The sequence below is a fragment of the Gemmatimonadota bacterium genome, assembly GCA_030747075.1.
GTDB lineage: Bacteria > ARS69 > ARS69 > ARS69 > ARS69 > ARS69.
Window position 1 is genome coordinate 1 of record JASLLL010000006.1, and the last position, 26884, is coordinate 26884.

Genomic DNA, 26884 nt, shown 5'->3' on the forward strand with positions numbered 1-26884 from the left:
AGTGCGGTGACAGACGCCTGGATCACCGATGTCGTTCTCCGAGGTGAAATCGGCGACGCCATCTTCTTCTACCGCCTGCATGATCTTCTGGAGCGTGCGGATGAAGTGGAGCCGGGTATCCGCCTGCCCGGGTTCTCCTTCTCCTACGGAATCTCCTGGCGCTTCATCGGCTAGGTCGATCTGGCCCCGTTGACACCATCGGACCCCACCGATACCCTTTGCCCGCCCGGGTAGCCGGGTGCGTCTGCACTTCTCGCAAATCGGGAGGTTTCAGAACATGAACTGGGTGGATCTGGTCATTCTCGTGATTCTGGGTGTCAGTCTTGTGGCAGGCATCATCCGAGGGGTGGTGAAGACCGTGTTCTCCCTGGCCGGGGTGTTTGCGGGGTTCGTTCTGGCCTCTCGCGAGTCGGGGGCCGTGGCGATGGTCTTCGAGAACTGGATGCCGGAGAAGGCCGCCGGGGTGGTGGGTTTCCTTGCGGTCTTTGTGGTGGTGGCCGCCATCTTCGCCCTCGTGGGGGCGGTGCTGCGGAAGATCCTGGAGGGGCTCTCGCTGTCGTGGGTCGACCGCACGCTGGGAGCGGTTTTCGGGTTTCTCAGGGCCGCGCTGATTCTGGGGCTCTTGTCGCTCCTTGTCGAAGGGGCCGGGTCTCTTGGGGCCGCCCGGGAGTCCGTGACCTACCCCTGGGCGCTCTGGGGAGGGGAGTTCCTGCTGGAACTGGTTCCGGAGGAGACGCGGGATCGCTTTGACTGGGATGAACTGATGGACAGGGTTCCGGAGGGTCTTCCGGCCCTGCCGGGAGCGGATCCAAACGACTGATTTCGAAGGTCGGAAGGGTCCGGCCGGGAAGGGAAGAACATGGCCGAGATCCACGCGGAGATTTTTCGCGAGTACGACATTCGGGGAATCACGGACACCCAGCTGGATTCGCGAACTTCGCGCCTGATCGGGCGTGGGCTCGGGACGCTTCTCGTGCGATCCGGTGCTCGCGAGGTCGTCATCGGACGCGATGTGCGCCTCTCCTCCGACCGCATCCGCGACGATCTTGTGGAAGGGCTTCTCTCCACCGGGCTGCACATCATCGATGTCGGCGTGGTCCCCACGCCCGCTACCTACTTTGCGCTGCATACGCTGGAATGCGGCGGAGGGATCATGATTACCGGCAGCCACAACCCGGCGGAGTACAACGGCTTCAAGACCTCCGTCGGAAAGGAGTCCATCCACGGCGAGAAGATCCAGGAAGTCCGGCGTCTGATTGAGGCGGACGACTTTGTCGAGGCCATCGGCGGTGTGCTGGAAGCGCGCGACATCCTCCCCAACTACCTCGGGCGCCTGACGGAGGACATCAGGCCGGAGCGGGGACTGACCGTTGTGGTGGATGGCGGGAACGGCGTGGGCGGCTCGCATGTCTGCAATATCCTGGAAACGCTCGGGTGTACGGTCCACCGTCTCTACTGCGAACCCGACGGGAACTTCCCGAACCACCATCCGGACCCGACGGTGGAGGCCAACCTTGCGGACCTCATCGCGAAGATCCATGAGACCCGCGCGGATCTCGGCATCGCGCTGGACGGAGACGCCGATCGGATCGGCGCGGTGGACGACCAGGGCGGGATCATCTGGGGAGACCGGCTGCTGGCGCTCTTCGCGCGGGATGTCCTTCGCGACGGCCCCACATCCATCATCTTTGAGGTGAAGTGCTCGCGCGGCCTCATCGAGGACATCGAAGCGCACGGGGGCACACCGGTCATGTGGAAGGCGGGGCACTCCCTCATCAAGGAGAAGATGAAGGAAACCGGTGCCTTGCTCGCGGGGGAGATGAGCGGGCATATGTTCTTCAAGCACCGGTTCTACGGATTCGACGACGCGCTCTACTCCGCGGCGCGTCTGGTGGAGATCGTTGCGAATGAGAATGCGCCACTTTCGGAGATCATGGCCACGATCCCGTCGTATCCGTCTACGCCGGAGATCCGGATCGACTGCCCGGAGGAGCACAAGGCTCCGGTGGTCGAGGAGATCCTCCAGCACTTCGCGACAGATCACGAGGTGATCGATGTGGACGGAGCCCGCATCGATTTCGGGGACGGATGGGGACTCGTCCGCGCCTCCAACACGACGCCGCTTCTTGTGCTTCGCTTTGAAGCATCCACCGAAGATCGGCTGGCCGAAATCCGGTCGGAAGTGGAGTCGAAGCTGGCGGAGATCCTGCGCGCGAGGGCCGTGGCGTCATGAGCACGATTCACGCGGTCATCATGGCGGGGGGGCGAGGCACCCGATTCTGGCCTGAAAGCCGCACGCAGCTTCCCAAGCAGTTCCTCGCGGTGGCGGGCGGAGATTCACTGCTCACGCGAACCGGGAAACGGCTCTTTCCGCTGACGGGGGAAGATCGAGTGTGGGTCGTCACGAGCGCGGCGCATGTGGATCTCGTCGCCGGGCATCTTCCGCAGGTGGCGCGGACGCGCATCGTGGGGGAACCCGTGGGGCGGAATACCGCGCCGTGCGCCGGAGTCGCCGCGGCGCTGGCTGCACGCGAAGACCCGGAGGCGGTGCTTCTGGTGGCCCCGGCGGATCATTGGATCGGCGATGAAGACCGATTCCGGGCCGCTGTTCAGGACGCGGCTGCCGCCGCGCAGGAGACGCGCGGGCTGGTGACCTTTGGCATTCTGCCGACTTCGCCGGAGACCGGGTTCGGATACATCGAACGGGGAGAGGCCGCGACGAGCGGCGTGTCGCGGGTTGCGCGCTTTACGGAAAAGCCGGACCGCGCCACGGCCGAGGGTTTCCTCGCGGGCGGGCGGCACTACTGGAACAGCGGTATTTTCTGCTGGCGCGCCGATGTCTTCATGGAAGAACTGGCGCGCTACCGGCCGGAACTCGCGGCCGCGTGCGAGCGGATCGCCGCAGCTGAGGATACGGCCAAGGCCATGGAGGCGGACTTCCCCTCAATGGAATCCGTCTCCGTCGATTACGCCGTGCTGGAGCCCTCCGAGCGCGTGTTCGTGCTTCCAGCGGATTTCGCCTGGTCCGATGTCGGGTCGTGGGATTCGCTGCCGGACATTCTTCCCCGCGACGAGTCAGGAAACAGCGTGTCCGGAGACGCGCTTGTTGTGGACTCCACCAACTGTCTGGTGCGCTCCCCCGGCAGGTTCACCGCAGTCGTCGGCATGACCGGCACGATCGTCGTCGATACCGGCGACGCTCTCCTCGTCTGTCCCCGGGACCGCTGTCAGGATGTGCGTCGAGTCGTCGATGCACTGGAGCAGAAGGGTCGCCGGGAACTCCTCTAACCCCGGCGCGGTTTTGGACCATCGATCCGTCCGACGCGTTCTCCCCGGAATGACCTGCCTCCCTGGAGTGAAACGCTGGCAGAAATGACACCTGCAAACAGAGCCCGGGCCGGTCGGCTTCAAGCCGGCTGCGGCACCGGTCGATACGGAAGAAGAGTTCCCGTCCCGTGTTGTCGTGGAGGAGTGCGATGACGCGTGAGGAACGGAATGTCCTTCTGTTTCTGGTGGCGGGGGTCGTTCTCGGCTGTCTCGTTCCCGACGGTGGAGAGTGGGGCGTGTTCGCGCCACCGCAATCCGGGGAGGCGCGGGAAGAGGACGGGGTGGTCGTGCGCGACCTGTTCCCCATCGATGTGAACCGGGCCGACGCGGATCTCTTGGAACGGCTGCCCGGGATCGGACCGTCGCGGGCGCGGGCGATTGTGGCGTTGCGGGAAGAGCGCGGGGTGTTTGAGTCGCTCGCCGAACTCACGCGGATCCGGGGCATCGGCCCGCGGACGGTGGAAGGTCTGGAAGATCGTGCGGTTGCCGGAATGGCGGACGCGGACGGTACAGCGGAGGAGACGCAGCGTGGACACGAACCGCATCGAGACCCTTCTTCTGGAGCACGAGATCCTGGCTCCGGAGCAACTGGCGCAGGCCAGAACGCAGCAGAAATCCTCCGGTGACACGCTGGACGAGAGCCTCGTCAAGCTGGGGATCTTCACGGAGCAGGACCTCCTCATGACGCTGGCGCGGATCTTCGAAATGCCCGCCGTGGATCTTCCCACCATCGAGATCCCGGAGGAGGTTCTCGAGATCGTCCCCAGCGAAGTGGCGACCCGACTGGGTGTTCTTCCCGTGCAGAAGACCGGGCGCACGCTGACGCTCGCCATGGCGGACCCTCTCAACATCTATGCCGTGGACGACATCAAGTTCATCGCGGGACTGGAAGTACAGCCGGTGGTCGCCAGCGAGGGCGCCATCCGAAAGGCCATCGACCGGCACTACGGCACCGCCAATGCCCTTGCGGACATCATGAAGGACATGGAAGACGGGGAAGGCCTGGAGGTCGTCGAGGATCCGGATGACGACGACCGGGATCAGGACGACGGTTCCGGCGACGCCCCCGTCATCAAGTATGTGAACTCGCTGCTCGCCGAGGCGGTCATGCGAGGCGCGTCCGACATTCATGTCGAGCCGTTTGAGAAGCACATCCGCGTGCGATTGCGCCAGGACGGGACACTTCACGAAATGGCATCCCCTCCATATCGCATGAAGGCCGCCATTACTTCGCGCTTGAAGCTGATGGCGGAACTCGACATTGCGGAGCGGCGCGTCCCCCAGGACGGTCGAATCAAGATCCGCATTCAGGGACGGATGATTGACCTTCGCGTGTCTTCGCTGCCGGTGGTGTTCGGCGAGAAGATCGTGCTGCGTGTTCTCGACCAGACCAACCTGAATGTGAATCTGGAGGCGTTCGGATTCGATCGGTCGGCGCAGGATCGGTTCGAGAAAGCCATCGGGAGCCCGTACGGAATGGTGCTGGTCACCGGTCCGACCGGAAGCGGCAAGACGACCACGCTTTACTCCGCGCTCTCGCGGGTCAATGTGCCCGGGACGAACATCATGACTGTCGAAGACCCCGTGGAGTACAACCTGGAGGGAATCAACCAGGTACAGGTCCACTCCGATGTGGGGCTGACCTTTGCATCGGCGCTGAAGTCGTTCCTGCGACAGGATCCGAACATTGTCATGGTGGGTGAGATCCGCGATCAGGAGACCGCATCGATTGCGGTCACGGCCGCACTCACCGGGCACTTGGTTCTGTCGACCATTCATACGAACGACGCCGCATCCACCATCGACCGGCTGGTGGACATGGGCGTTCCCCCGTTTCTGGTTTCCTCCTCGCTCAATCTGGTGGTGGCGCAGCGGCTGCTCCGGCGGGTCTGCCCGGAGTGTCGCAAGGAGATCGTGCTGCACGGAGAAACCGCGCGCGAACTCGAGATGGATGTGACGGAAGAGAACGCGACCGTCTACGAGGCTGTGGGTTGCCCAGCCTGTCACGATACCGGCTATCGAGGACGGACGGGGATCTTCGAGGTTCTCGCGCTGTCCCCGGTCATCCGCAGGATGGTCCTGGACCGGGCTCCCGGGACGGAGATCAAGCGCGTTGCCGTGAAGGAGGGAATGCTGACTCTCCGGCGGGACGCAGTGCGAAAGATGATGGCGGGGGAGACCACGCCGGAAGAAGTGCTGCGCGAGGCCGCGGCAGACGAGACCCCGGAGGGACCATGACATGGTGACCATGAAAGCGCTTCTGGAAGAGATGGTGCGCATGAAGGCGTCGGATCTCCACCTGACGGCCGGCGTCCCCGCGAGGTTCCGCGTGGACGGCGTTCTGGAGACGGCATCGGCGGGGGATGTGCTCACGCCGGAAGTGACGCAGCGCCTGGCCTACAGCACCCTCACCGACGAGCAGAAGAAGCTCTTCGAGCGCACGCGGGAACTGGACTTCTCGTTTGGAGTGCAGGGGCTGGCCCGGTTCCGTGGAAACTGCTTCATCCAGCGCGGAGTGGTCACGATGGCCGTGCGGATGATTCCGTTCGAGGTGGCTCCGTTTGAGTCGCTGGGTCTTCCGCGCTCGGTGCTTTCGTTTGCCGGGCTGACTCGCGGGCTCGTCCTCGTGACCGGGCCGACAGGAAGCGGAAAGTCCACGACGCTCGCATCGCTCATCGACCGGATCAACGAAGAGCGCGCCGTCCACATCCTGACGCTGGAAGACCCCATCGAGTTCATGCACTCGCACAAGAAGGCCATCGTGAACCAGCGCGAAGTGGGGTCGGATACGGAGTCGTTCGGGTCGGCGCTGCGCCATGTTCTCCGGCAGGATCCGGATGTGATTCTGCTCGGCGAGATGCGCGACCGCGAGACCATCGAGACAGCGCTCACCCTGGCCGAGACCGGGCACCTGGCATTCGCGACGCTCCACACGAACTCCGCAGTCGAGTCGATCAACCGGATTGTGGATGTCTTCCCCTCGGAGCAGCAGTCGCAGATTCTCGCGCAACTGGCGTTCGTGCTGCAGGGGGTGGTGACGCAACTGCTTCTCCCAAGGTCGGGACGCGCCGGTCGAGCCCTGGCCGCGGAGATCCTTGCGGTGACTCCCGGGATTCGCGCGCAGATCCGGGAAGGGAAGGTCCATCAGATCCACTCCATGATTCAGGCGGGGCAGAAGCACGGCATGGTGACGATGAACCAGAGCCTGGCGGCACTCGCGACTCGCCGCGAAGTCTCAGTGGAAGACGCGCTCCTGCGAAGTCCCGACAAGAAGGAGTTTGAGTCGCTGTTCGGGCGCAGAGTCCCGGAGCGCAGGCAAGCACAGGGGGTTCAGTCGTGACGACCTGGGTTTGGCGAGGGCAGGCACCCGGCGGAGAGACGGTGACGGGAGAACTGGCGGCGGGGAACCGGGGCGAGCTGTTGGCGAATCTCCGCCGAAGGAAGATCGTCGTTCAATCGGTTCGTCCCAAGCCGAAGGAGATCCGCCTCAACCTGCCTTTCATGGACAAGATCACTACGCGCGACATGGCGGTCTTCACGCGACAGTTCGCGACCATGATCGATTCCGGACTTCCGCTCATTCAGTGTCTGGACATTCTCTCGCGGCAGTTGGGGAAGGGCCCGTTGCGCGGGATCACCAAACGCGTCATGCAGGATATCGAGGCGGGTTCCACGCTCTCCGAAGCGCTGGCAAAGCACGACAAAGCGTTCGATGAACTCTTCGTGAGCATGGTCAGCGCGGGCGAAGCGGGCGGCGTACTGGACACGATCCTCCTCCGCCTCTCCGAGTACATCGAGAAGATCGACGCGCTGAAGCGAAAGGTCCGAAGCGCCATGACCTACCCGGTGGTCGTGATGGTGGTGGCGATGGTTGCCACCATGTTCATGCTCATCTTCATCATCCCGACCTTCGCGAGGATGTTCACGGACTTCGGCGCGGCACTCCCGACACCGACCCGGATCGTGCTGGGTATGTCGGGGTTCGTGCGGGCGTGGTGGTGGGTGATGGTGGCCGGTGTCGCGGGCGGGCTCTTCACGCTTCGGAAGTGTTACGCCAATCCAAAGGGGCGCCGCACGCTGGACCGGTTTCTTCTGCGAGTGCCCGTCCTGGGAGATGTCATTCGCAAGGGCGCGGTCTCGCGCTTCACCCGGACGCTGGGAACGCTGATCTCCTCGGGTGTCCCCATCCTCGATGGCCTGGAAATCACAGCGCGGACGGCTGGAAACGCCGTGGTAAAGGATGCCGTCATGGATGCGCGAACCGCCATCCGCGAGGGCCAGACGATCGCTATGCCATTGCGGGAGTCCGGTGTCTTCCCGCCGATGGTGACGCAGATGATCGCCGTGGGAGAGGAGACCGGCGCGCTGGACGATATGCTCGGGAAGATCGCGGACTTCTACGACGAAGAGGTGGACACCGCCGTCGACGGCCTCACTTCCATCATCGAACCGGTGATGATTGTCGTGATGGGGACGATGGTGGGAGGAATGGTCATGTCCATGTACCTGCCCATCTTCAAGATGGTCAATGTCATCATGGCGCAGTAGGGGACAGGATGCACAGCCTTCACCAGGTCGCGGGGGCCATGTTCCTTCCGCTTTGCGGCGCGGCTTCGCTCGGAATGGTGCTCCTGATGGCGGTTCGGCGCGACCGCAACCGCCGGGAGCACGCCGCCGAAGACCTTGCGCGGATGGCATCATCCACCGATCGGATTCTGGAGAGCATGCCCGCGGCCCTTGTTCTGGCGTCCGCCACCGGGGAGATCACCCGCCTCAATCGGTCCGCGCTCGAAGTGCTCCAGATCGACGATCCGGGTGAGGTCACCGGCGGGGATCTGTCGGCCTTTCTGGGCTCGCTCGACCCGCGTCTCGTGGAAGCGCTCGACGATGCGCTGTCCGGTCGTCGCTGGGCGGTGCGGGAGGAGGTCGTCCTCGGGAAGGGGCGCGCGAAGAGGCCCGTGGGCGTTTCGATCACTCCGCTGACCGGAGAGGGCGGCGTCCCGGAAGGCGTCATGACCTGCTTCACGGATCTCCAGGTGGTGCGAAATCTGGAGAGTCGGATTCGGCGCTCCGAGCAACTGGCTGCCCAGGGAGAACTGGCGGCGGGGATCGCGCACGAGATTCGCAACCCGCTGGCATCCATCTCCGGCGCCGTTCAGGTTCTCCGAGGAGACGATTGCGTCGATGGCGACTCCCGCGAACTGATGGACCTGATCGTCGGGGAGTCGGAGCGGTTGAATCGACTCATCGAAGGATTCCTCAGCTACACGCGGGATCCCGGAACGCGCCGGGAACGCTGCGAACTCTCCGTTCTTGTCCGGGATGTCGTGCGTCTCCTTCGCCATGACCGCGGCCTCACCTTCGGCAAGACCGTGCTCATGGAGTTGCCCGAGGATGCGGGGGCGGTCATCGAGGCCGAGGACGAAGGCATGCGTCAGGTGGTCCACAACCTCGTGCGGAATGGTCTGGAGGCGATGGATCTGGGTGGCATCCTCCGGATCACGGCCGAAGAGTTGCCCGACGGGAATGTCGCGCTGGTGTTTCGGGACACGGGAGAGGGAATCCCGCCGCACGAACTGGAAGAGATCTTCAAGCCGTTCCACACCACGCGCCCGGGCGGTACGGGGTTGGGCCTTTCCATTGCTTCGCGCATCGTGGAGGAGCACGGCGGGTCCATTCGTGTGAGAAGCACGCCCGGAATGGGCACGGCCATCACGGTGGAACTTCCCGTGGTTCCCGCGAATCGGCCTTCAGGAATGCGATCTGACGCGCCGAAGAGGAAGGAAGGCACCCCTTCCCGCAACGAGGTGAGCGCGTGACGGATTCATCCCGGATTCTCATCGTGGATGATGAGAGTGGAATGTGTCGTTTCCTGTCCATCATGCTGGGCAGGGAGGGATACTCAGTGACGGTGGTTTCGAGCGGCACGGAAGCGCTCGAAGCGTTTCGAAACGATGTGTTTCATGCGGTCATCACGGACATCAAGATGCCGGGGATGAGCGGGATCGAACTCCTTCGCGCAATCCGCGCTCTGGATCCGGTGGTTCCGGTGATCGTGATGACGGCGTTTGCTTCGCTGGATACGGCCATCGAGGCGGTGAATCAGGGCGCGTTCCACTACTTCATCAAGCAGGCGCGCAACGAGGAAATCAAGCTCGTCGTTCGTCGCGCACTGGAGACCACGCGCCTTCGCCGGGAGAACCGTGTCCTGCTCGATGAGGTCCGGCAAAGCGCTCCCACTCGCAGGATCGTGGGGGAGAGCGAGTCGCTCCGCGGCGTCTTTGCGACCATTCGAAAGGTCGCGCCCACCGACTCCACCGTCTTGCTGTGCGGCGAGAGCGGCACCGGGAAAGAGCTCTTTGCACGGGAAATCCATGCGGCGTCCCGCAGACGGGAAGGGCCGTTTGTGTCGATCAACTGCGGTGCACTGCCCGAGGGCCTCCTGGAAAGCGAACTGTTCGGGCATGTGAAAGGCAGCTTCACCGGGGCCGTGCGCGACAAGGAGGGTTTGTTCAGCGTCGCGAGCGACGGGACATTCCTGCTCGACGAAGTGGGCGAGACTTCCCCCGCAATCCAGGTCAAGCTGCTGCGCGTGCTGCAGGAACGCGAGATCGTGCCGGTCGGCGGGCACAAGCCCGTGAAAGTGAATGCGCGTCTGATCGCGGCCACGAACGCGGATCTGGAGAAGGCGGTGGAGGCCGGGACCTTCCGCGCGGATCTCTTCTACCGGCTGCATGTGATCCCGGTCGTGCTTCCGCCGCTGCGTGAACGCGCGGATGACATCCCCCTTCTTGCCGTGCACTTCCTGAAGCGCCACTGTCGCATCTCCGACCGCTCAGGCATGGAGATCTCCGAGGCAGCGCTCGAAGTCCTTGCGGCCTACGACTGGCCGGGCAATGTCCGCGAACTGGAGAACATCATTGAGCGCTCGGTCATTCTGGAGGAGTCGGACACCGTGACGCCCGAATCACTTCCCGAGAAGATTCGGCAGGGCCCGTCCCGTTCCGGCGATCCCGCAGTGGGCGAATGTACGGGGACGCTGGAGAGCATCGAGCGGGCATACCTCGTCAAAGTGCTTCGGGAGACCGGCTGGAAGAAAAAGCGGGCCTCGTCGATTCTGGGGATCAACTCCTCTACGCTCTATCGAAAGATCCAGCGGTACGGGCTGGAGCAGACCGGGCCGACCGCAGACTGACGCCCTGCCGGGGTCGCGCGTGTCCTGCAATGAACCCTCCAGAAGCGCCCCCATTTCGCCGATAAAGACCACGAAACCCCGGGTCGGATGCGAAAGGGGCTGATTGCAGATTGCGAATCGGCGTCGCATTCCGGGTCGCGGGGAGTGGCCGGCCGGAGGAAGACCTGTAGGATTGTCGTCATTCAACCGGCGTAATGACAACGGGTTGCACGCAACACTTCGAGGTCGGCTGACCTTGGCACGACCCATGCACACCGAAGGGGTCAGGGGAAGAAGACGCCCAACACTGATCCCCGGAAAAGGAGAAACTGATGCTTCGAGGAACCCGCGGTTTCACACTGATCGAGCTCATGATCGTCGTGGTGATCATTGGCATCCTGGCCGCCATCGCGATTCCCAACTTCATGGGAATGACCAACCGGGCGAAGGTGGCGCAGGTGAAGTCCTCCATGCACACCTGCCAAGTGACGGTCGAAGACTATGCGACACGCAACAACGGGATCTACCCGGCGGGCGCGGCCAGCACCACCGCCGAGGGCGGCCTGACCTTTGCCAGTCTCCTTCCGGGCGGTGCGGCGCCGGCGAACCCGTTCACGGGTGCGGCCACGACCATCGACTGGGGAGCGGCCCTCGGTACGGCTCCGGCCACCGATGCGGCGGGCGGCATTTCGATGAACACGATCTCCACCCAGGCGAATGCGGTCGTCGACGCCTACGACATCACCGGCGAGGACGATGGCGGCAACCTGCTGTCTCTGGTTCTCACAAACCAGTAGTCATCCTGACGGTCGTTGCGGCCTGACGAGTGGCCGGGGGAAGGTGGGGCGTTTGCTCCGCCTTCCGTCGCGTCCGGTACGGAATGAACTCAACCGAGGAGCGCACTGCCATGAGAGGAACGAACCGGGGCTTCACGCTGGTGGAGCTTCTGATCGTGGTCGTGATTCTCGGAATCCTGGTGGCGATTGCCGTCCCCAACTACGGGGGGATTCGGGATCGCGCCCGGGTTTCCAGCGTGAAGAGCAACATGCACACGATCCAGATCGCCACGGAGGACTTCGCCACACGCAACAACGGCGTCTACCCGGCTACGGCCGCATCGACGACAAGCGAAGGCGGCATGGTCCTTCTGCAGCTCCTTCCCTCGGGAGTGCCCCCCACCAACCCGTTTACAGATTCCCCGACGGTGATCGGCTGGGGAGTCGTTCAGGGCGCGGCCTATTCGGGGAGCGATCCAGGCGGGGGGATCGAGATCAATATCTGGTCGAGCGGCGGAGGGGCCGCGGACACCTACGAGATCACGGGCGCAGACGAGGCGGGAGCGGTCCTTCCTCTCGTTCTCGGGAACAGCTGACCGGCCGAGCCCTCTCCAGACACGGCCCCGGGCGGCCGATGATTCGTGAGAGGGCTTCCACCGGAGGAACCTGATGCCCGTGCTTCGCCCCATGGAACTGAACGGTCTCTGCCGAAGCTTCCGATCCGGAATCCTCGGCCGTAGATCGGTCGTGCTCGACGGCCTCGACCTCCGCGTGGAGGAAGGGGAGATCTTCGGGTATCTGGGCGCCAACGGCGCGGGCAAGACCACCACTATCCGCATTCTGCTGGGACTCATCCGGCCCGACTCCGGTAACGGGACGCTCCTCGGGCATCCCCTCGGGAGTCTCGCGGGGCGACGCGGGCTGGGGTTTCTCTCCGACTCTCCCGACTCCCCCGAGCGGCTGCTTGTTCGCGAGCATCTGAAGTTCTGCGGCCGCCTGCACGCGCTTTCGGGGCACTCCCTGACCCGGCGCGTGGAAGAATCGCTCGACTCCATGGAAGTGCGTGCCGCTGATCGCGACCGGTCTCTTGGCGATCTTTCGCGCGGAACTCTCCAGCGCGTGCGCTTCGCCGCGGCCACACTGCACCGGCCCCGGCTTCTGATTCTCGACGAACCGATGTCGGGTCTGGATCCCATGGGACGCCGACTGGTTCGCGACACGCTGGTCTTGCTTCGCGATGGTGGCACCACGGTGTTCCTGTCGTCCCATGTGCTCTCCGATGTCGAGAGCATGGCCGACCGCGTGGGGATTCTCCGCGACGGGCATCTCGTTGCCTGTGGGCGGGCCCGGGAGATCGGCGCGGCGGACTGCGAAGGCGTGGACATTGTGTTCCATGCTCCCGAAGGCGTGTCGCTGGCCGGATTCGCGGGCGTTCTCGCCGGGTTCCGGCGGGAGGCTCGCGGATGGACGGGGTGCGCACCCGATCGGGAGACGGCACGAGGAGTCGTGGCGGCCGTTCTGGACGCGGGGTGCGAACTGGTGGAGTTCGTCCCCTCGGCGGGGGCGCTGGAGGAACGATTCCTGCGCGAAGTCTGCCAGTCGAAAGCGAGCGGCGTGTCGCCTTTGCGCAAGCAGGCCGAGCTCTTCGGTGTGGGCGCACTTCCCGAAAACGAGGGGGCCTCCCGATGACGCGCGTCGCCGCGATTGCGGGATCGACCTTTCGGGAAGCCGTTCGCGACAGAATTCTGCTATCGGCCGTCGCGTGCGGCGCGTTTCTGGTGGGCGCGTGTTCGCTTCTCGCGCCGCTTGCGCTGGGGGAGGAGGCGCGTGTTGTGGCCAGCGTGGGCCTGGGCATGCTCAGCGCGTTCTCGGTTCTCGTCGTCGTGCTCGCGGGGACGGGACTCGTTCAGCGCGACGCCGAGCGGCGTACCGTTCACTTCCTGTTGGCGATGCCGGTGCGGCGCGGAGAGTACATTCTCGGGCGGTACTTCGGGATGGTCGGCGCGGTTCTGGCCGCGCTGGCGGTCCTTGCGCTGATGTACTTCGGCGTGGTTGCGCTCTTCGGCGGCGGTTTTCGCCCCGGGCTTCTGACGGCGGTGGTTCTTGTCGCGGCGGAGGTGTCGGTCGTGGGGGGAGTCGCGATGATGTTCTCGACGCTCGTCTCTCCGCTCCTCAGCGGCGTCCTCACCGGTTCGGTCTTTGTGCTGGGGCACCTGGCCGGTGATCTGGATGCGCTGGTGGGGCAGGCCGGATCCATCGTGGCACGCACGGCGCTGGAACTGGTCGCCATGCTGCTTCCCGCGCTTCACCGATTCGATCTCCGGAGTGATCTTGTGTCCGGCGCAGCCGTCCCGGCCGGGTCGGTGGCGTGGTGTCTTCTGCACGCATTGCTCTACACGACGACGGTTCTTCTCGTGGCCGTCGTGGTGTTCCGACGGCGGGATCTTCAGTGATCGCCCGGGCGGTCATGCTGGCTGTTGCGGTTGCGACAGGTGTTGGCGCGCACGCGAGCGCCGATCGTGCCATCCGCGCGGGAGATGCGGACGGTACGGTTCGCCTTCCCAGAGCGACGGTGCTTCGCGCAATCGGACTGGGACACCGGGCTCTCGTGGCGGACCTTCTCTGGGTGCGCGCGATTCAGTACTACGGATATCATCGCATGACCGACCGCAAGTACGACTCCGCGAAGACGCTCTTTGAGGGCATCTACGAGACCGACCCCGCCTTTACGGGTGCGGTCCGGTTTGGTGCGCTCATTCTGGCGCAGGACGCGAATGATCCCGAATCCGCGCTGGCTCTTCTGGAGCGTGCGGAGCGCGACCATCCCGACAGATGGGAGTTCCCGTTCGATCGGGGGTTCATCCTCCAGACGGTTCGGCGCGATCTGCAAGGCGCGGCCGCGGCCTACACCCGGGCGGCATCTCTGGACGGGGCGCCCGATCTGGCGATTCGACTGGCGGGATTGTCCTGGCAGCGACTGGGAGAGAGCGACGCCGCGCGGCAGGTCTGGCAGATGCTGCTGGCGGACAAACGCAATCAGGGCATGGCGGAACTGGCCGCGCACTCGCTCCGGAATCTGGATCTTGAGAATGCCGTGGCCACGCTTGCGCAGGGGGTGGATCTCTTCGCGAAGAAGACGGGTCGACTCCCCGTGCACCCGGGTGAAGTCGTGGACGCCGGGCTGCTGGACGGTCTTCCGATGGACCCCTTCGGCGGGTCGTTCGTGATCCAGCCCGATCGCGGAGGTGTCTTTTCGACCACGTTGGTGGACCGTCGCATGGCTCGTGAGCGGGATCGCTTCGCGGCAGCCGCCGCAGGCGTGCGGACCCGCGACGGGCGATACCCGGGGAGCCTGGAAGAACTGATGGCTCGCGGAACCATGGAGGCGTCGTGGAGTCCGCTGGGTCTTTCACTGGAGTATGACTCGACCACCGGTGTCGTGTCGTGGAACCCGCCATGGTCTCCTTCCGAGCCGGGCAATCAGGGAGGGAAGGGAGCATGACGATTCTCGTGCTGGTTCTTCTGGGAATGGCGGTCGGGAGTTTTCTGAATGTGGTGATCCATCGAGTGCCGCGCGGGGAGTCCGTGGTTCGGCCCCGTTCGCGATGCACCCGATGTGCGCATCCGGTTCGTCCGATGGACAACATCCCGATCGTGTCGTGGGTCTTTCTGCGCGGCCGATGCCGAAACTGCGGAACGCGCATCTCCTCGCGTTATCCAATGGTGGAGGCGGCGACGGCTCTTCTGTTCGCCGGTGCGGCGGTGGTCCTTCGCGGGCCGGTCGAACTGGTGCCGGCGCTGGTTTTTGTCGCGGCGATGATGGCGGTCACCTTCATCGATCTCGACCACATGATCATCCCCGACTCCATCACGCTGCCGGGGATTCTCCTGGGGATTCTGGCCGCTTCGCTCGGCTGGGGGATTGCGCCGTTGGACGCGGTGCTGGGAGTTCTCGCGGGCGGAGGGAGCCTCCTGGCGGTCGGGAGCATCTACCGCTTCGCCACGGGCCGCGACGGGCTCGGCGCGGGCGACATCAAACTCCTGGCGATGGTCGGCGCCTTCCTCGGTCCTTCCGGAGCGTTCCTGACGATTCTCGCGGGCTCGCTCGCGGGGACGCTGGTGGCGGCGGTCGGTATGGCACGAGGCGGGCTGCATCGCACTTCCGAACTTCCTTTTGGCGCATTCCTCGCGCCGGGGGCGGTGGTCGTTCTCTTCTTCGGGGGGCGCTTGGTTGCGTTGTACTGGGGACTCGTTTCGTAACGCCGGGCTTCAGCGGGGCGCGCCATTTACCGATAGAACGGGAAGCGGGTCCGGTTTCGAGGGAACCCCGGGGGAGGCGTGCGCCCCCGGAGAGGGAACGGGTGACCCGATGAATCGGCGGGAATGCCTCCGCCAGTCAGCCCCCCCGCAGGAGTGGCGACAAGATGCCATCATTCGGCAGACGATCCAAACGGTGCGTGGGCCTCGACATCGGTTCAAGTTCGGTGAAGGTCGTGGAAATTGACCACTCCGGGGACCATCCCCGCCTCGTCAGGTACGGACTCCGGAGCCTCCTTCCGGAAGCCATCGTCGACGGCGAGATCATGGATCACGATGTCGTGGTCGACACGATCGCGGAACTCATGGAAGAGCAGGGCATTCGAACCCGGGATGTGGTGATCGGGGTCAGCGGTCGGGCCCTCATCGTCAAGGTCATCCAGATGGATCGAATGAGTGATGAAGAAGTCTCCTACGCCGTCGAGTGGGAAGCGGAGCAGCACATTCCGTTCGAGATGGACGATGTGTCGCTCGACTTCCAGATGGTGGACCGGGAGGCGGCTCCTGATCGCATGGACATTGTGCTGGTGGCTGCACGAAAGGAGATGATCGAGGCGCGTACAGACCTGGTGCGCGCGGCCGGTCTCGACCCGGTCGTTGTGGATGTGGACTCCTTTGCCGTTCAGAACGCGTTCGAAATTGGATGCGGTTCCTCTGCGGAGGCCGATGCGGTGACGGTGCTGCTGAATGTGGGCTGCTATGCGAGCAACCTGAATATCGTCAAGGACGGGATTCCCCGATTCACGCGCGACCTCTCATTTGCGGGGAACAACATACTGGAAGCGGTGCAGAAGGAACTCGGCATGGATCGGGACGGAGCGCGCCACGCGCTGGGCGGGCCGAACGAAGCGCCCTCCGCAGATGTGCGAAGCGTGGTGGAGAAGGCGGCCGGGGAACTCTCCGCAAGCGTCGCGAAGTCGTTCTCCTATCTCCAGTCTTCGGGTGAAGCGGAATCCATCGACCGGATCTGCCTCTCGGGCGGCGGCGGGATGTCTCCGGGGCTTCGCGAGTGCCTCGAGAAGGGACACGGTGTGCCGGTGGAAATCGCCAACCCGTTCCGAAGTCTGGAATGGGCGGATGGTCTCTTCGCGGAAGAGGAACCGGAGGATGTCGCGTCTCGCTTCATGGTGGCCACCGGCCTGGCCCTGCGCGGCGGGGAGCATGACTCATGATTCGCATCAATCTTCTTTCCCGCGATCAGCGTCCGAACTCCGGCGGCGCCTTTCGACTCGATCGGATGCGCGTGGTGCCGCTTCTCCTGCTCGGTGCGGTGCTGAGCGCGTGCCTTGTGACGACCGTCGTTCAGGACGGGCGCGTCAAGACGCTGAGCCGCGAAGTGGAAACAGCTCGCACCGAAGTGGAGGGGTACCGCCGCACCATCCACATGATCGACGAGTTCGTTCGCAAGGAAAAGGAACTCGTGAGGCGACTGGATCTCGTTCGCGATCTGGACCGCGACCGTTTCCGCACGGTCGGCATTCTGGACGAAGTTGCACGCCGCCTTCCTGACCATGTCTGGCTGACCTCGCTGCGGGAGACCGGACCCGGACGCATCGCCATTCAGGGAGTGGCGTATTCGAATCTGATGGTCTCGGAACTGATGGAGGCACTGGGCGAATCAGACCGCTTTACGGAAGTGGAACTCTCGCTGGCGAAGCGTCGTGTGGTCGAAGGGCAGGACGCTGTGGACTTCACCGTCACCTCGGGCATTCGCGCGGCGCCCGAGGCGGATTGACAGGAGGCGGGCATGCCGGGAGTGGACTTCAGAGATCCGAGCGTTCAGGTCGCGGGGTTGGTCGTGCTGGTTTCGCTGACCGTCGCGTATCTCTTCTTCGCGGGATCCCTCTTCCCGTTCGGTTATGCCGTGCGGAGCGCCGAGATCACGCTTCTGGAGGAGGAGTACGAGAAGCTCTCGGCAGATCTTGTGAAGGGGACGCAGAGCGTCGGACGCCTTTCGGAGGCGAAGGTGCGATACGAGAAGGTCTCTGCCATGTGGGAGGAGACGCGGCGACTTCTTCCCGAGAAGACGGAGATGGCGCCACTTCTGTCGCAGATGACGCTGGCGGGACAGCGGGCAGGGATTGAGTTCCTCCACTTTGAACCGAAACCGGCCCGTCCGAAGGAAGTGTACTCGGAGCATCCCGTGGCTGTGCGAGTGCAGGGTGGCTATCACGAAGTCGGGGAGTTCCTGGGTCGCGTGAGCAACCTCCCGAGAATCGTAAATATCGCTTCCATGAAGCTGAAGACTGTTCGCGATCCGCTGGATCCGGAAGCGGGCGAAGAAGTAGAGGCGGAACTGGAACTGGCGGCGTACACGCTTCTGTCGGAGGGGGAGCGCGAGAGACTTCGCGCTCGCGCAAACGGGGGAGGAAGGCGATGAAGTTCACGCGTCCAGCGTTCCTGATGGCGATCCTTTCCGCATGCGTACTGGCCAGCGGGTGTGGCGGCGTGGGCGAGAAGGCCGCGGGCCTCTTCCGCGGATCGGACTCCGCAGACAAGAAGGAAATCCCTCCGACGGTGGCTGCGTCCTCGGTCGTCCAGTCCCTGTCCACACTTCCGGGAGTCCTGGACGAACCGGTCTTGCGGGACAAGAACCCGGAGGTCGCTACGCCTGGCGCGGAGGAAGCGACTGACAAGGACACGCAAGTTCGCGAGCAGGTCTGGCGGTACCGCTCCTCCGACCGGCGCGATCCATTTCGCGCACTGGTAGGAAACAACGACAAGAAGAGCGGCGTCGTCGATCTGGCTCTCGCGAAACTCGTCGCGGTGGTCGAGGGGGCGGGAGGCGTCTTCTGTGTCGTCGAGGATGCGGACGGGATGAGCCATGTCCTTCGGAAGGGGGATCGCGTGAGGAACGGGCGGGTCGTCAGTGTCGGAAGCAACTCGTTGATCGCATCAAGATCCGTATTCGGCTACACCACGACAGTCCGCCTGGGACTCGTCGATCGGAAGGATGATCAGCATGAATAGACACCGAATCTTCGCGTCGCCGGGACGGATCCTCATGGTGTGGGCGTTGCTCGCGTGGGCTGCGGTCGCGATGGCGGAAGTGGAGGACACCGACGGGATGCCGACGATCAGCATTGACTTTCAGGACGCGCGAACCCCGTCCGTGCTCCGTAGTTTTGCTGAGTTCTCAGGCATCAACATTGTCGCCGGCCCGGAGGTGAAGGGGACCATCACCGCGCGCCTGGACGATGTTCCGTGGCTCACGGCGCTGGACACCGTTCTTCGCGCGCACGGGTACGGATGGGAACGGAGCGGCTCCATCATTCGCGTGACGACGGTCGACAAGCTTCAGAACGAACGCCTGAACGAGCAGGTCATCGAGAGGAAGCGCGAAGAGTACCTGCCTCTGGAGACGGAGGTCATGCGGGTGGATTACGCAAACGCCGCCGAACTGGTGAAGCCGCTGGAGACGCTGCTCTCGTCGCGGGGAAGGGTGGATGTGGACGAGCGGACGAACGCTCTCGTGGTGACGGACATCTTCGATCGGCTGACGCGCCTGAGAGAACTGGTGGCGATCCTCGACTTCAGCACGCCGCAGGTGGAGATTGTCGCCAAGCTGGTCGATGTGGACGCGCGCCATGTGCGGGAGTTGGGAATCAAGTGGGACGCGCTGGGCATGGGTGGCGGCGACGCGACGATCAGCGGGGGCGTGGCCACCTCGATTGCGTCCGCGGCGGGAAGTGTGAATGTGGGGCTTCTCGGATCCGACGGGGATCTCAGTGCAGTGATCGACGCGCTGGAGCGGTCGAACCACGCACGGATCATCTCCAACCCCCGGATCACCACTGCAGACAATCGGGAAGCGCGCATTCTGGTCGGGAAGAAAGTGCCGCTCGTCGTGGCGGATGAAGCAGGCAATGCCATGACCGAACTGACGACCATCGGAATCAAGCTGGTCGTGACTCCGCACATCAACTCGGACTCCCGTGTCACGCTGGATCTGTTTCCCGAGGTGTCGGACCTGTCCTCGCAGGCGACCGTTCAGGGCGGGATCATCATTGTGACCAGCCAGGCGCAGACTCGCGTGATTGTCCGAGACGGAGAAACTGCCGTGATCGGCGGGTTGATCCGACTCAACGAATCGGTCTCCGAGACGGGGGTTCCGTTCCTGAAGGACATTCCGGTTCTGGGGAACCTGTTCAAGAGTTCCAACCGGACGACGGAAGAGCGGGAACTCCTGATCTTTGTGACGCCTCGCATCATCGAGCCGCAGGCCTCGTAGTCCGGGGCCCTTGCGGTTTGTTGACCGAGTTCCCCGCCCGGGGGCGTGACGCTATCTGCGGTCTAGTGAGAAACCCGGGCAGGCAGTATCCTCCCGGTCACTCACGGTCGGCCCCGCCCGGGCGCGGCGATCGTGGCGAACACGGGAGGAAGGGAATGCCCTGGGTCTCCGTCATCGGGTTCATGTGTTGCGGGAAGTCCGCCAGCGGGCGGTCCCTCGCGCGGCAACTCGGCTGGCCCCACTACGACACCGACAGCATGATCGTCGAACGCACCGGGCTCGAAGTGGCGGAGATCTTCGCATCGATGGGGGAAGAGGCGTTTCGTCGGATGGAATCCGAAGTCGTGGAGGAACTTGCTCCCGAGCGGGACGCTGTCGTGTCTACCGGAGGCGGGTTTGTTCTGAACGAGATCGCCATGGAGATCCTCCGCGTGCAGGGCCCCATCTTCTGGCTGCGGGTGGAACCGGAGGATGTGGCGGAACGGGCGCGGCGGCCCTGGGCTCCGCGTCGACCCATGCTGGAGGGGCCGGATCTTGAGGATCGCGTGGCCCAGTTGATGAGGCAGCGCGAGCCGCTCTACCGGAAGTACGGCATTTCGGTTCCGGGCGGATTCGATCATCCCAGAAACGCGGCGCGCCACATGATACAGCTCCTTCGTGAGATGGACGGTTTCGGCGTGTACTTCGGGGCAAGTGATGGATCTTGACTCGGCCCCCGCGGACTGCAACCCTCTATTCCGTGTGTTCGCATGAGGATCGTCGGGGGAGGCTTTCGGGGCAGGAAACTTCGTGCGCCGGAAGGCACCTCCACACGCCCGACCGCAGATCGGGTCCGGGAGTCTATCTTCGACCTCCTGGGTCCGGTGCTTCCCGGGACCGTCGTGCTGGATCTCTTCGCCGGGTCGGGGGCGTTGGGGCTTGAGGCACTAAGCCGCGGAGCCATCCGGGCGGTATTCGTGGAGCGGGCGCAACCTGCGCTGCGTGTGTTGCGCGGCAACCTGACGGCGTTGGGAGTGGCGGAGAGTGCTGCCGTATGGCCGGGCGACGCGTTCCGGGTTCTGGCTGACCGGCGGGACCGGTTCGATCTGGTCTTCGCCGATCCGCCCTACCGGGAGGAGTTGGAGCAACCGGTTGCGGACTTGGCCTCCCTCGTTCTTGCGGATGGAGGGGTGTTCGTGCTGGAGCATTCCGCAGTCGTCGCCTCGCCGGAGGGGACGGGCGGCATGACGGTCTGGAAGCATCGCCGGTACGGGGGGACTTCGGTCACGCTGTACCGGAAACAGTCGAAGGAGATTCTGTGAGATCGGCCATCTATCCGGGGACATTCGATCCGGTGACTCTGGGGCATCTGGATCTTGTCGTGCGTGCGCTCGGGCTCTTCGACCGGGTGATCGTTGCGGTCGCGAAGAGCGGCGGCAAGGATCCGCTCTTTCCGCAGGAGGATCGCGTGAAGCTGTTTGCCGCCGCACTCGGAGACCTGGAGAATGTGGAGGTGACTCCGTTTGAGAAGCTGACCGTCGAGTTTGCGAAGGAGCGCGGGGCGGTCGCCATCATCCGGGGGTTGCGCGCGGTCTCGGACTTCGACTACGAATTTCAGCTGGCCTGGATGAATCGAAAGCTGGATTCCTCCATCGAGACGGTCTTCCTCTGCCCGAACGAACACTACTCTTTCCTGAACTCCACGCTCGTGAAGGAGATCGCCCGGATGGGGCGTTCCGTCCAGGAGTTCGTGCCGGACGGCGTGGAGGAAGCTCTTCGCATCCGGTACGGCCATTCCATCTGACTCCCGCGACCGCATATCACCGAGGTAGAAACTCATGCCCACCTATCGTTATGAATGCGCCTCCTGTGAGGAGGTCCGTGAAGTCTTCCACTCCATGTCTGCGCAGCCCGAGGAAGATTGTCCGGACTGCGGCGGAAAGCTCAGGCGGCTGATCGGCGGCGGAGGGGGAGTGTTGCTGAAGGGGCAGGGGTTCTACACGACGGACTATCGCTCCGATGCCTACCGCAGCGCTCAGAAGAAGGACCGCCCCCCGTCCCCCGATGGCGACAAGGGAAAGAAGTCGTCCGGCGGCTGAGGCCCCGTCACCGGGTGCCGTCGGCACCCGTAGGCAGGAGAATCTCCCGAAGCTCCTCGTAGGTGACGGCCACGCGGTCCGATGGATGGCGCTCCGTTCCGGCGAAGCCTCCCGCGAAGAGAACGAAGGGGATCCGGTTCTCAAGAGCGGCTTCCCGGTCGTTCCAGCGGTCGCCCACCATCACGGCGTCCCGCGTGTCTTCATGCAGCAGGATGTCTTCGATCATGTCCGCTTTCGACCCGATCCCCGGGCTTTCCGCGCATCGCGTCTCATGAAAGAGCGAGTGGAGATTGAAAGTGGTGAGGAATGCGTCCAGAAAACGCAGCCCGCAATTGGAGGCGACTCCCAGCCGGGTCCCGGCGGCGGCAAGGTCGTGGAGAAGTCCCCGCGCTCCCGGGTACAGCCCGCCCAGCCCCCGGGCGAAGGCGATTTCCTCTCCGCGCGTGGCGAGCAGGTCGATCTCGTCAGCCAGTTCGTAGGCCTCCGGTGGAAGCGCAATCCGCCAGCCCTCGCGGTTGGGGCGGCCGATCATGTCGAGCAGAACCTCCGGAGAAGGAAGCGGGAGGTCGATGTCGTGGCGGCGATAGACTTCCGCCACCGCTTCACGGGCCACCGTAATCCAGAAGCGGTCCGTTGCGAGAAGGGTGCCGTCGATATCGAAGATCGTCAGACGATAGGCGGGTCGGGCGCGGCACACGGGGAGAAGACCTCCTTTCTGGAGCTGGGTGGAATCCTGCCGGAGAGCGTGCGCGGCGTCCAGTCCGGCCTGCGGCGGTGTGGCGGCGGCGTTGACGCTCCGGCCCGACGCCGGTAGGTTCTTCTTCGCCTTCGCTGGAGATAGAGGACAGGTTCACGACTCCCCTTTGGGTCATCATGTTTCTGGATCGCGCGGCTATTGAGGTCTTTGCCGGAAACGGTGGAGACGGGTGCATGAGCTTCCGTCGGGAGAAGTATGTCCCGCGCGGAGGACCGGACGGTGGAAACGGCGGCAGCGGCGGGCATGTCTATCTGCAGGTGGACCCCCGATCCTCCACGCTGATGGACTTCCGCTACCGCAGGCTCTTCCGGGGAGGGCGGGGCGGACACGGGCAGGGGAAGGACCGGACCGGCCGCTCCGGCGAGGACCTCATGATTCCGGTGCCCCCCGGAACCGTCGTGGAGAATGCGGAAACCGGAGAGGTTCTTGCAGACCTTCGGGCGCATGGCGCGCGGTTCCTGCTGGCGACCGGAGGAAGGGGCGGCCGGGGAAACGCCTGCTTCGCCACGGCGACCAACCGGGCTCCGCGGCGATCGGAGAAAGGTCGCCCGGGGCAGCAGATGCGTGTCCGGCTGGAGCTGAAGCTGATCGCGGATGTCGGTCTCGTCGGGTTCCCGAACGCGGGCAAGTCCACCTTCCTGTCGCGGGTGTCCGAAGCCAGGCCGAAGGTTGCGGACTACCCCTTCACGACGCTGGCGCCCCACCTGGGAGTGGTGAGTCTTCCCGGGTACCGGCAGATGGTGGTGGCGGACATCCCCGGGATCATCGAGGGCGCGCATCAGGGCAAGGGTCTCGGGCTGGAGTTTCTCCGCCATGTGGAGCGGACGCGCGTGCTTCTGTTTCTGGTGGACCCCGGGAACGGGAGCCCCCACGAACAGTGGAGCAAGCTCCGGACGGAGATCGCGCTTCACGGTGCGGGGCTGGAGAAGCGCCCGTTCCTTGTGGCGCTCTCCAAGGCGGACCTTCTTCCGGATGCGTCGATTCCGGCGGAACTGGCGGGGCGGGAGGATGTGCGCGTGATCTCCTCGGTGCGTGGCGATGGCGTGGACGCGCTTCTGGAGGAACTTCACGACATGGTGAAGGCGGCGAAGGCGGAGGAACCCCCGGAACTCCCCGGCGAGGAGTCGGAAGCCGGGGAGGAACACGGATGACGGATCGGGAATCGCTCTGCCGACTGGGTGTGGTCACCGCTCCGCGCGTGGGGCCGATGACGGCTCGCAAGCTCTTTCATGCTTCCGGCGCGTGGGAAGCGGTCGCGCGAGATGCAGCGCGCGGACGCGGCCCGGCGTCCTCCCGGCTTCGACCGGGGATCGGGCAGGCCCGCGACCGCGGGGAGAAGATCGCGGCGGCGTGTCAGCGTACACGGACGCGCGTGCTGTTCCGGGGAGACCCCGGATGGCCGAAGGATCTGGCAAGAGTGCCGGATGAGCCCGAAGTGCTCTTCCTCCGCGGAGATCCCACCGCCCTGGAAGAGCGAGGCGTGGCCATTGTCGGAGCGCGGGAGTGCTCCCCGGACGGGCGCGGCATGGCGTTCGACCTCGGGGCCGGTCTCGCCTCCGAGGGATGGAGCGTCGTGTCGGGGTTGGCCCGGGGCATCGACGGCGGTGCGCATGAGGGGGCCCTCTCCGGGCAGGGGGTGACCGTGGCGGTCCTCGGTTGCGGCCCGGATGTCGTCTATCCGCGGGAACACGCGGCGCTGCAGGACCGGATCGCCGACGAAGGGCTCTTGCTGTCGGAGTTCCCCCCCGGCACGGACCCGCGCCCGGGGCACTTCCCCCGGAGGAACCGGGTTCTCTCCGCGCTGTCCGAGGCGACGGTGGTCGTGGAGGGAAGAATGCGAAGCGGCGCTCTCGTCACGGCCCGGCACGCACTGGATCAGGGCCGGGAGGTCTTCGTGGTCCCCGGTTGGCCGACGGCCCCGCTTTCCGACGGTCCGCTCTCGCTGTTGAGGCAGGGGGCGCGTCCGGTCCGGGGCGCGGCGGATCTGCTGGAGGATCTGGGCGGAATCTCCGGTGGCCTTGCGCTGGACCCGGAGGAAGTTCGGGCTCGCGAAGCCCTGGAGGGCGGAGCGACCACCCCGGACGCGCTCGCGGAGGAACTTGGCGTGGACCGCGCGCATGCCCAGGATCTCCTCGCGAGACTGGAACTCAAGGGGGAACTCCCGCGGGCGGATTGTGCCTGACCGCCGCCGGTTCCGCCGCCCGCTTGAGTCGCTGGGCGTTGCGCTGCTCGCCGGAGGTGTGCGTCGGCTTCCTGTTGCCGGGCTTGGGGCGCTGGCTGCGGTGCTGGGCTGGCTGGCGTTCGATGTCCTGCGGATCCGCAGGGCGGTGGCGGTGGGAAATGTGCTGGACCGCATTGCGCCGCCGGGGGGGGCAGCGGAGGCGGTTCGCATCGCCCGGAAGAGCTATCGGATCACTGCCCTGACCTTCCTGGATCTGCTGCGAATCGACCTCATCGACGAAGACTCCCTCTGGAAGCGTGTCCGCCGGGAGGATCTGGATCGGTTGGTGGCGCATGCCCGAAGCGGCCGATGCGGCGTCCTGGTCTCCGGGCACTTCGGGAACTGGGAACTGATGGCGCTGGCCATTCGCCGATGCGGGCTCAAGCTCAACGCGCTGGCCGGAGATCAGGCGAACCCGGCCGTCGATTCCCGTGTGAAGAAGATCCGCGGCCGGGCGGGAATCCTGACGCACTCGGCGCGAACCGGCGTGCGGGCCGCCCTGGACGGGCTTGGTCGCGGGGAGTTTCTGGCGACGCTCATGGATCAGGATGCGCGCCACCGGGGGGTGTTCGTGGACTTCCTCGGCACTCCCGCGAAGACGCACACGGGCGTGGTCGTGCTGGCGGCCCGGGCGGGCGTTCCGCTGATTCCCGTGGCGCTGGTCCGGGAGGGCAAGGGGCAGTATCGCTTCATCACGGGGGAGCCCTGGGAGCCCGGAGAGGGCGCGGCCGAGGAGGTCTTCGCCCCGCTGGGCGCCGCGCACTTCACCCGTTTTCTGGAGCGGCTTGTGAGGGAGCACCCCGAGCACTACTTCTGGGCACATCGCCGATGGAAGACCCGCCCCGTCGCAGAGGCGGGGTCCGTCCAACAGGAACCGAAGGGGACATGGCCCACAGGGTGACGGGGCCGGAGGTTCCCATTCGGGTGTCGGCCAGTGCTGCGGAGCGTGTCACGCCGGACTTGATGCGTGTGTGGTAATGCTCGCTGAATCGGCAAGTTAGGCGCCGCTGCCTGTCAGAATCCGCCATTTTCTCCAAGACGGGGAGAGAGTCGGCACGGTTCTCGCTAAGACTCCGTGTGTCGGGGCTGGATTCACGCATCTAGTCTTTCCCGCGGTCTCGGCTTTGAGCTGGCGACAGAGGAAGTGGCCGGCGGTCAGTGTGAGAGGAGCTTCCGGGGGGGAGCCGCTGACCCGCATCAAGCTTCAGCTGATAACGGCTCTTCGGGCGCTCTCCTTCGGGAGAGCGTCCTTGTTTTTGGGGTCCGGTGTCCCGGCGATCGGCGCACTCCGGGTACCGAGGGTCCTTCCCAGCTCAAAGGCGGACCCGGGAGGGCCGAAGAGGAGCAGGTCGCCCACTCTGCGACGCAGCCGCCTCCACCCGTAGACGAGAATCAGCGCAGCCGCCAGGACTCCGCATGCGTCCCCGGTGAGCGTCTGAGTCGTTCCCGGAAGGCGGGAGGTTGCGTAGACTGTTCCCGCCAGGATCAGAACGACCGACTCGGCGGTCGGCCCCAGATGAGCGCGTGCGAGGAAGTACAGGGCCGCCGCCTCCAGCGCGGCGAGCACGAGAGCCAGTTCCATTTCCCCGGACCCTCCCGCCGGGTGGAAGTGGGCATCCCACGCCAGGAGCGCGAAGAACACAAACTGCGAAACCAGAAAGAGCCGCTCACGGCCCGTTCCACCGGTCTTGCGGATTCCCATCGCCCGGTACTCCAGCGCAAAGAGCAGGGCCGCACACGCGAAGAGTCCCGCCGCCAGCGCGGAGAGTGCCCGGGGAGCATGGGGAGCCCCGCTCAGATCGTCCAGGTACGGCCGGACGGTGTTCGCCCCGCCGGTGTCACCCAGTGCGCCGGCCAAGACGACCGACAGTCCGATCATCGCCGTCAGGAGCCATGGGAGGCGTTTCATTCCCGCCGTCCTCCGGATCGGTGTTTTCCCGCCGTTCACCGGGAAGATCGGGCAAGAACTGCCGGGACTTGAGTTCTTTTGCAGGTTATGATCC

At 64.9% G+C, this 26884-nt stretch carries 29 protein-coding genes; 27 read left to right on the forward strand and 2 right to left on the reverse strand.

All coding sequences use genetic code 11. The features are described 5' to 3' along the window. The first annotated feature begins 277 nt into the window (after positions 1–277). From QF819_03175 to QF819_03290, 24 genes are all read left to right on the forward strand, one after another. Positions 278–820, forward strand: coding sequence for a CvpA family protein (locus QF819_03175; GenBank protein ID MDP6802162.1), 543 nt, complete (start codon positions 278–280; stop codon positions 818–820). Between the two features lie 39 nt (positions 821–859). Next, a complete protein-coding gene (locus tag QF819_03180; protein MDP6802163.1) occupies positions 860–2233 on the forward strand; it encodes a phosphomannomutase/phosphoglucomutase in 1374 nt (457 codons plus the stop codon). Next, positions 2230–3288: a mannose-1-phosphate guanylyltransferase gene (locus QF819_03185; protein ID MDP6802164.1), complete on the forward strand. Its 1059-nt coding sequence runs from the start codon at positions 2230–2232 to the stop codon at positions 3286–3288. The genes QF819_03180 and QF819_03185 overlap by 4 nt, the downstream gene beginning before the upstream one ends. A gap of 188 nt (positions 3289–3476) precedes the next feature. Beyond that, positions 3477–3953 (forward strand): helix-hairpin-helix domain-containing protein, encoded by a 477-nt coding sequence (locus tag QF819_03190; GenBank protein ID MDP6802165.1) that lies wholly within the window; start codon positions 3477–3479, stop codon positions 3951–3953. Then, the gene (gene pilB, locus QF819_03195) at positions 3856–5565 is read left to right on the forward strand and encodes a type IV-A pilus assembly ATPase PilB (protein MDP6802166.1); all 1710 of its coding nucleotides are present in this window, start codon (positions 3856–3858) and stop codon (positions 5563–5565) included. The genes QF819_03190 and pilB overlap by 98 nt, the downstream gene beginning before the upstream one ends. 1 nt (position 5566) lies before the next feature. Then, complete coding sequence (locus QF819_03200) at positions 5567–6667, forward strand: type IV pilus twitching motility protein PilT (GenBank protein MDP6802167.1); 1101 nt, start codon at positions 5567–5569, stop codon at positions 6665–6667. Beyond that, entirely contained in the window at positions 6664–7875 is a 1212-nt protein-coding gene (locus tag QF819_03205; GenBank protein ID MDP6802168.1) for a type II secretion system F family protein, read from the forward strand. The genes QF819_03200 and QF819_03205 overlap by 4 nt, the downstream gene beginning before the upstream one ends. 8 nt (positions 7876–7883) lie before the next feature. After that, positions 7884–9146 (forward strand): ATP-binding protein, encoded by a 1263-nt coding sequence (locus QF819_03210; protein ID MDP6802169.1) that lies wholly within the window; start codon positions 7884–7886, stop codon positions 9144–9146. Further along, on the forward strand, positions 9143–10522 hold the full coding sequence (locus QF819_03215) for a sigma-54 dependent transcriptional regulator (GenBank protein MDP6802170.1): 1380 nt from the start codon (positions 9143–9145) through the stop codon (positions 10520–10522). Before QF819_03210 ends, QF819_03215 begins: the two co-directional genes overlap by 4 nt. A 311-nt stretch (positions 10523–10833) precedes the next feature. Beyond that, positions 10834–11298, forward strand: coding sequence for a type II secretion system protein (locus tag QF819_03220; protein MDP6802171.1), 465 nt, complete (start codon positions 10834–10836; stop codon positions 11296–11298). A gap of 110 nt (positions 11299–11408) precedes the next feature. Then, positions 11409–11873, forward strand: a complete 465-nt coding sequence (locus tag QF819_03225) for a prepilin-type N-terminal cleavage/methylation domain-containing protein (GenBank protein MDP6802172.1) — start codon at positions 11409–11411, stop codon at positions 11871–11873. 73 nt (positions 11874–11946) lie between these two features. Next, positions 11947–12966: an ABC transporter ATP-binding protein gene (locus QF819_03230; GenBank protein MDP6802173.1), complete on the forward strand. Its 1020-nt coding sequence runs from the start codon at positions 11947–11949 to the stop codon at positions 12964–12966. After that, the gene (locus QF819_03235) at positions 12963–13730 is read left to right on the forward strand and encodes an ABC-2 transporter permease (protein ID MDP6802174.1); all 768 of its coding nucleotides are present in this window, start codon (positions 12963–12965) and stop codon (positions 13728–13730) included. Before QF819_03230 ends, QF819_03235 begins: the two co-directional genes overlap by 4 nt. Next, positions 13727–14779 carry a tetratricopeptide repeat protein gene (locus tag QF819_03240; protein MDP6802175.1) on the forward strand — a complete coding sequence of 351 codons (1053 nt, stop codon included), beginning with the start codon at positions 13727–13729 and terminating at the stop codon, positions 14777–14779. Before QF819_03235 ends, QF819_03240 begins: the two co-directional genes overlap by 4 nt. After that, complete coding sequence (locus QF819_03245) at positions 14776–15537, forward strand: prepilin peptidase (protein MDP6802176.1); 762 nt, start codon at positions 14776–14778, stop codon at positions 15535–15537. Before QF819_03240 ends, QF819_03245 begins: the two co-directional genes overlap by 4 nt. Positions 15538–15734: 197 nt before the next feature. After that, positions 15735–16766 carry a type IV pilus assembly protein PilM gene (gene pilM / locus QF819_03250; GenBank protein MDP6802177.1) on the forward strand — a complete coding sequence of 344 codons (1032 nt, stop codon included), beginning with the start codon at positions 15735–15737 and terminating at the stop codon, positions 16764–16766. After that, on the forward strand, positions 16763–17329 hold the full coding sequence (locus QF819_03255) for a PilN domain-containing protein (protein MDP6802178.1): 567 nt from the start codon (positions 16763–16765) through the stop codon (positions 17327–17329). Before pilM ends, QF819_03255 begins: the two co-directional genes overlap by 4 nt. 12 nt (positions 17330–17341) lie before the next feature. Beyond that, positions 17342–17974, forward strand: coding sequence for a type 4a pilus biogenesis protein PilO (gene pilO / locus QF819_03260; protein MDP6802179.1), 633 nt, complete (start codon positions 17342–17344; stop codon positions 17972–17974). Further along, a complete protein-coding gene (locus tag QF819_03265) occupies positions 17971–18564 on the forward strand; it encodes a hypothetical protein (GenBank protein MDP6802180.1) in 594 nt (197 codons plus the stop codon). The genes pilO and QF819_03265 overlap by 4 nt, the downstream gene beginning before the upstream one ends. Then, positions 18557–19825 (forward strand): secretin N-terminal domain-containing protein, encoded by a 1269-nt coding sequence (locus QF819_03270; protein ID MDP6802181.1) that lies wholly within the window; start codon positions 18557–18559, stop codon positions 19823–19825. Before QF819_03265 ends, QF819_03270 begins: the two co-directional genes overlap by 8 nt. Before the next feature lie 155 nt (positions 19826–19980). Next, entirely contained in the window at positions 19981–20532 is a 552-nt protein-coding gene (locus QF819_03275; protein MDP6802182.1) for a shikimate kinase, read from the forward strand. 42 nt (positions 20533–20574) lie between these two features. Further along, positions 20575–21126 carry a 16S rRNA (guanine(966)-N(2))-methyltransferase RsmD gene (gene rsmD / locus QF819_03280; GenBank protein MDP6802183.1) on the forward strand — a complete coding sequence of 184 codons (552 nt, stop codon included), beginning with the start codon at positions 20575–20577 and terminating at the stop codon, positions 21124–21126. Further along, positions 21123–21608: a pantetheine-phosphate adenylyltransferase gene (gene coaD, locus QF819_03285; GenBank protein ID MDP6802184.1), complete on the forward strand. Its 486-nt coding sequence runs from the start codon at positions 21123–21125 to the stop codon at positions 21606–21608. Before rsmD ends, coaD begins: the two co-directional genes overlap by 4 nt. 34 nt (positions 21609–21642) lie before the next feature. Further along, positions 21643–21903 (forward strand): zinc ribbon domain-containing protein, encoded by a 261-nt coding sequence (locus QF819_03290; protein MDP6802185.1) that lies wholly within the window; start codon positions 21643–21645, stop codon positions 21901–21903. A 7-nt stretch (positions 21904–21910) separates the two neighbouring features. On the opposite strand, the gene QF819_03295 is transcribed toward QF819_03290, so the two are convergent. Continuing rightward, positions 21911–22600 (reverse strand): HAD family hydrolase, encoded by a 690-nt coding sequence (locus QF819_03295; GenBank protein ID MDP6802186.1) that lies wholly within the window; start codon positions 22598–22600, stop codon positions 21911–21913. A gap of 176 nt (positions 22601–22776) precedes the next feature. Here QF819_03295 and obgE point away from each other — a divergent pair, with 176 nt between their 5' ends. Genes obgE through QF819_03310 form a run of 3 tightly spaced genes read left to right on the forward strand, consistent with a single transcriptional unit; the run spans position 22777 to position 25782 of the window. After that, positions 22777–23811 carry a GTPase ObgE gene (gene obgE, locus QF819_03300; GenBank protein ID MDP6802187.1) on the forward strand — a complete coding sequence of 345 codons (1035 nt, stop codon included), beginning with the start codon at positions 22777–22779 and terminating at the stop codon, positions 23809–23811. After that, positions 23808–24842, forward strand: coding sequence for a DNA-processing protein DprA (gene dprA, locus QF819_03305; GenBank protein MDP6802188.1), 1035 nt, complete (start codon positions 23808–23810; stop codon positions 24840–24842). The genes obgE and dprA overlap by 4 nt, the downstream gene beginning before the upstream one ends. Continuing rightward, entirely contained in the window at positions 24835–25782 is a 948-nt protein-coding gene (locus QF819_03310) for a hypothetical protein (GenBank protein MDP6802189.1), read from the forward strand. Before dprA ends, QF819_03310 begins: the two co-directional genes overlap by 8 nt. A gap of 303 nt (positions 25783–26085) precedes the next feature. Here QF819_03310 and QF819_03315 read toward each other — a convergent pair whose 3' ends face one another. Further along, a complete protein-coding gene (locus QF819_03315; GenBank protein ID MDP6802190.1) occupies positions 26086–26790 on the reverse strand; it encodes a hypothetical protein in 705 nt (234 codons plus the stop codon). Positions 26791–26884 lie beyond the last annotated feature (94 nt).

Bases quoted from the DNA above. Each gene is read 5' to 3' on its own strand.
- QF819_03175 (MDP6802162.1), top strand. From the start codon at position 278: ATGAACTGGGTGGATCTGGTCATTCTCGTGATTCTGGGTGTCAGTCTT.
- QF819_03180 (MDP6802163.1), top strand. From the start codon at position 860: ATGGCCGAGATCCACGCGGAGATTTTTCGCGAGTACGACATTCGGGGA.
- QF819_03185 (MDP6802164.1), top strand. From the start codon at position 2,230: ATGAGCACGATTCACGCGGTCATCATGGCGGGGGGGCGAGGCACCCGA.
- QF819_03190 (MDP6802165.1), top strand. From the start codon at position 3,477: ATGACGCGTGAGGAACGGAATGTCCTTCTGTTTCTGGTGGCGGGGGTC.
- QF819_03200 (MDP6802167.1), top strand. From the start codon at position 5,567: ATGGTGACCATGAAAGCGCTTCTGGAAGAGATGGTGCGCATGAAGGCG.
- QF819_03210 (MDP6802169.1), top strand. From the start codon at position 7,884: ATGCACAGCCTTCACCAGGTCGCGGGGGCCATGTTCCTTCCGCTTTGC.
- QF819_03220 (MDP6802171.1), top strand. From the start codon at position 10,834: ATGCTTCGAGGAACCCGCGGTTTCACACTGATCGAGCTCATGATCGTC.
- QF819_03225 (MDP6802172.1), top strand. From the start codon at position 11,409: ATGAGAGGAACGAACCGGGGCTTCACGCTGGTGGAGCTTCTGATCGTG.
- QF819_03230 (MDP6802173.1), top strand. From the start codon at position 11,947: ATGCCCGTGCTTCGCCCCATGGAACTGAACGGTCTCTGCCGAAGCTTC.
- QF819_03235 (MDP6802174.1), top strand. From the start codon at position 12,963: ATGACGCGCGTCGCCGCGATTGCGGGATCGACCTTTCGGGAAGCCGTT.
- QF819_03245 (MDP6802176.1), top strand. From the start codon at position 14,776: ATGACGATTCTCGTGCTGGTTCTTCTGGGAATGGCGGTCGGGAGTTTT.
- QF819_03255 (MDP6802178.1), top strand. From the start codon at position 16,763: ATGATTCGCATCAATCTTCTTTCCCGCGATCAGCGTCCGAACTCCGGC.
- pilO (MDP6802179.1), top strand. From the start codon at position 17,342: ATGCCGGGAGTGGACTTCAGAGATCCGAGCGTTCAGGTCGCGGGGTTG.
- QF819_03265 (MDP6802180.1), top strand. From the start codon at position 17,971: ATGAAGTTCACGCGTCCAGCGTTCCTGATGGCGATCCTTTCCGCATGC.
- QF819_03270 (MDP6802181.1), top strand. From the start codon at position 18,557: ATGAATAGACACCGAATCTTCGCGTCGCCGGGACGGATCCTCATGGTG.
- QF819_03275 (MDP6802182.1), top strand. From the start codon at position 19,981: ATGCCCTGGGTCTCCGTCATCGGGTTCATGTGTTGCGGGAAGTCCGCC.
- rsmD (MDP6802183.1), top strand. From the start codon at position 20,575: ATGAGGATCGTCGGGGGAGGCTTTCGGGGCAGGAAACTTCGTGCGCCG.
- QF819_03290 (MDP6802185.1), top strand. From the start codon at position 21,643: ATGCCCACCTATCGTTATGAATGCGCCTCCTGTGAGGAGGTCCGTGAA.
- obgE (MDP6802187.1), top strand. From the start codon at position 22,777: ATGTTTCTGGATCGCGCGGCTATTGAGGTCTTTGCCGGAAACGGTGGA.
- dprA (MDP6802188.1), top strand. From the start codon at position 23,808: ATGACGGATCGGGAATCGCTCTGCCGACTGGGTGTGGTCACCGCTCCG.
- QF819_03315 (MDP6802190.1), bottom strand. From the start codon at position 26,790: ATGAAACGCCTCCCATGGCTCCTGACGGCGATGATCGGACTGTCGGTC.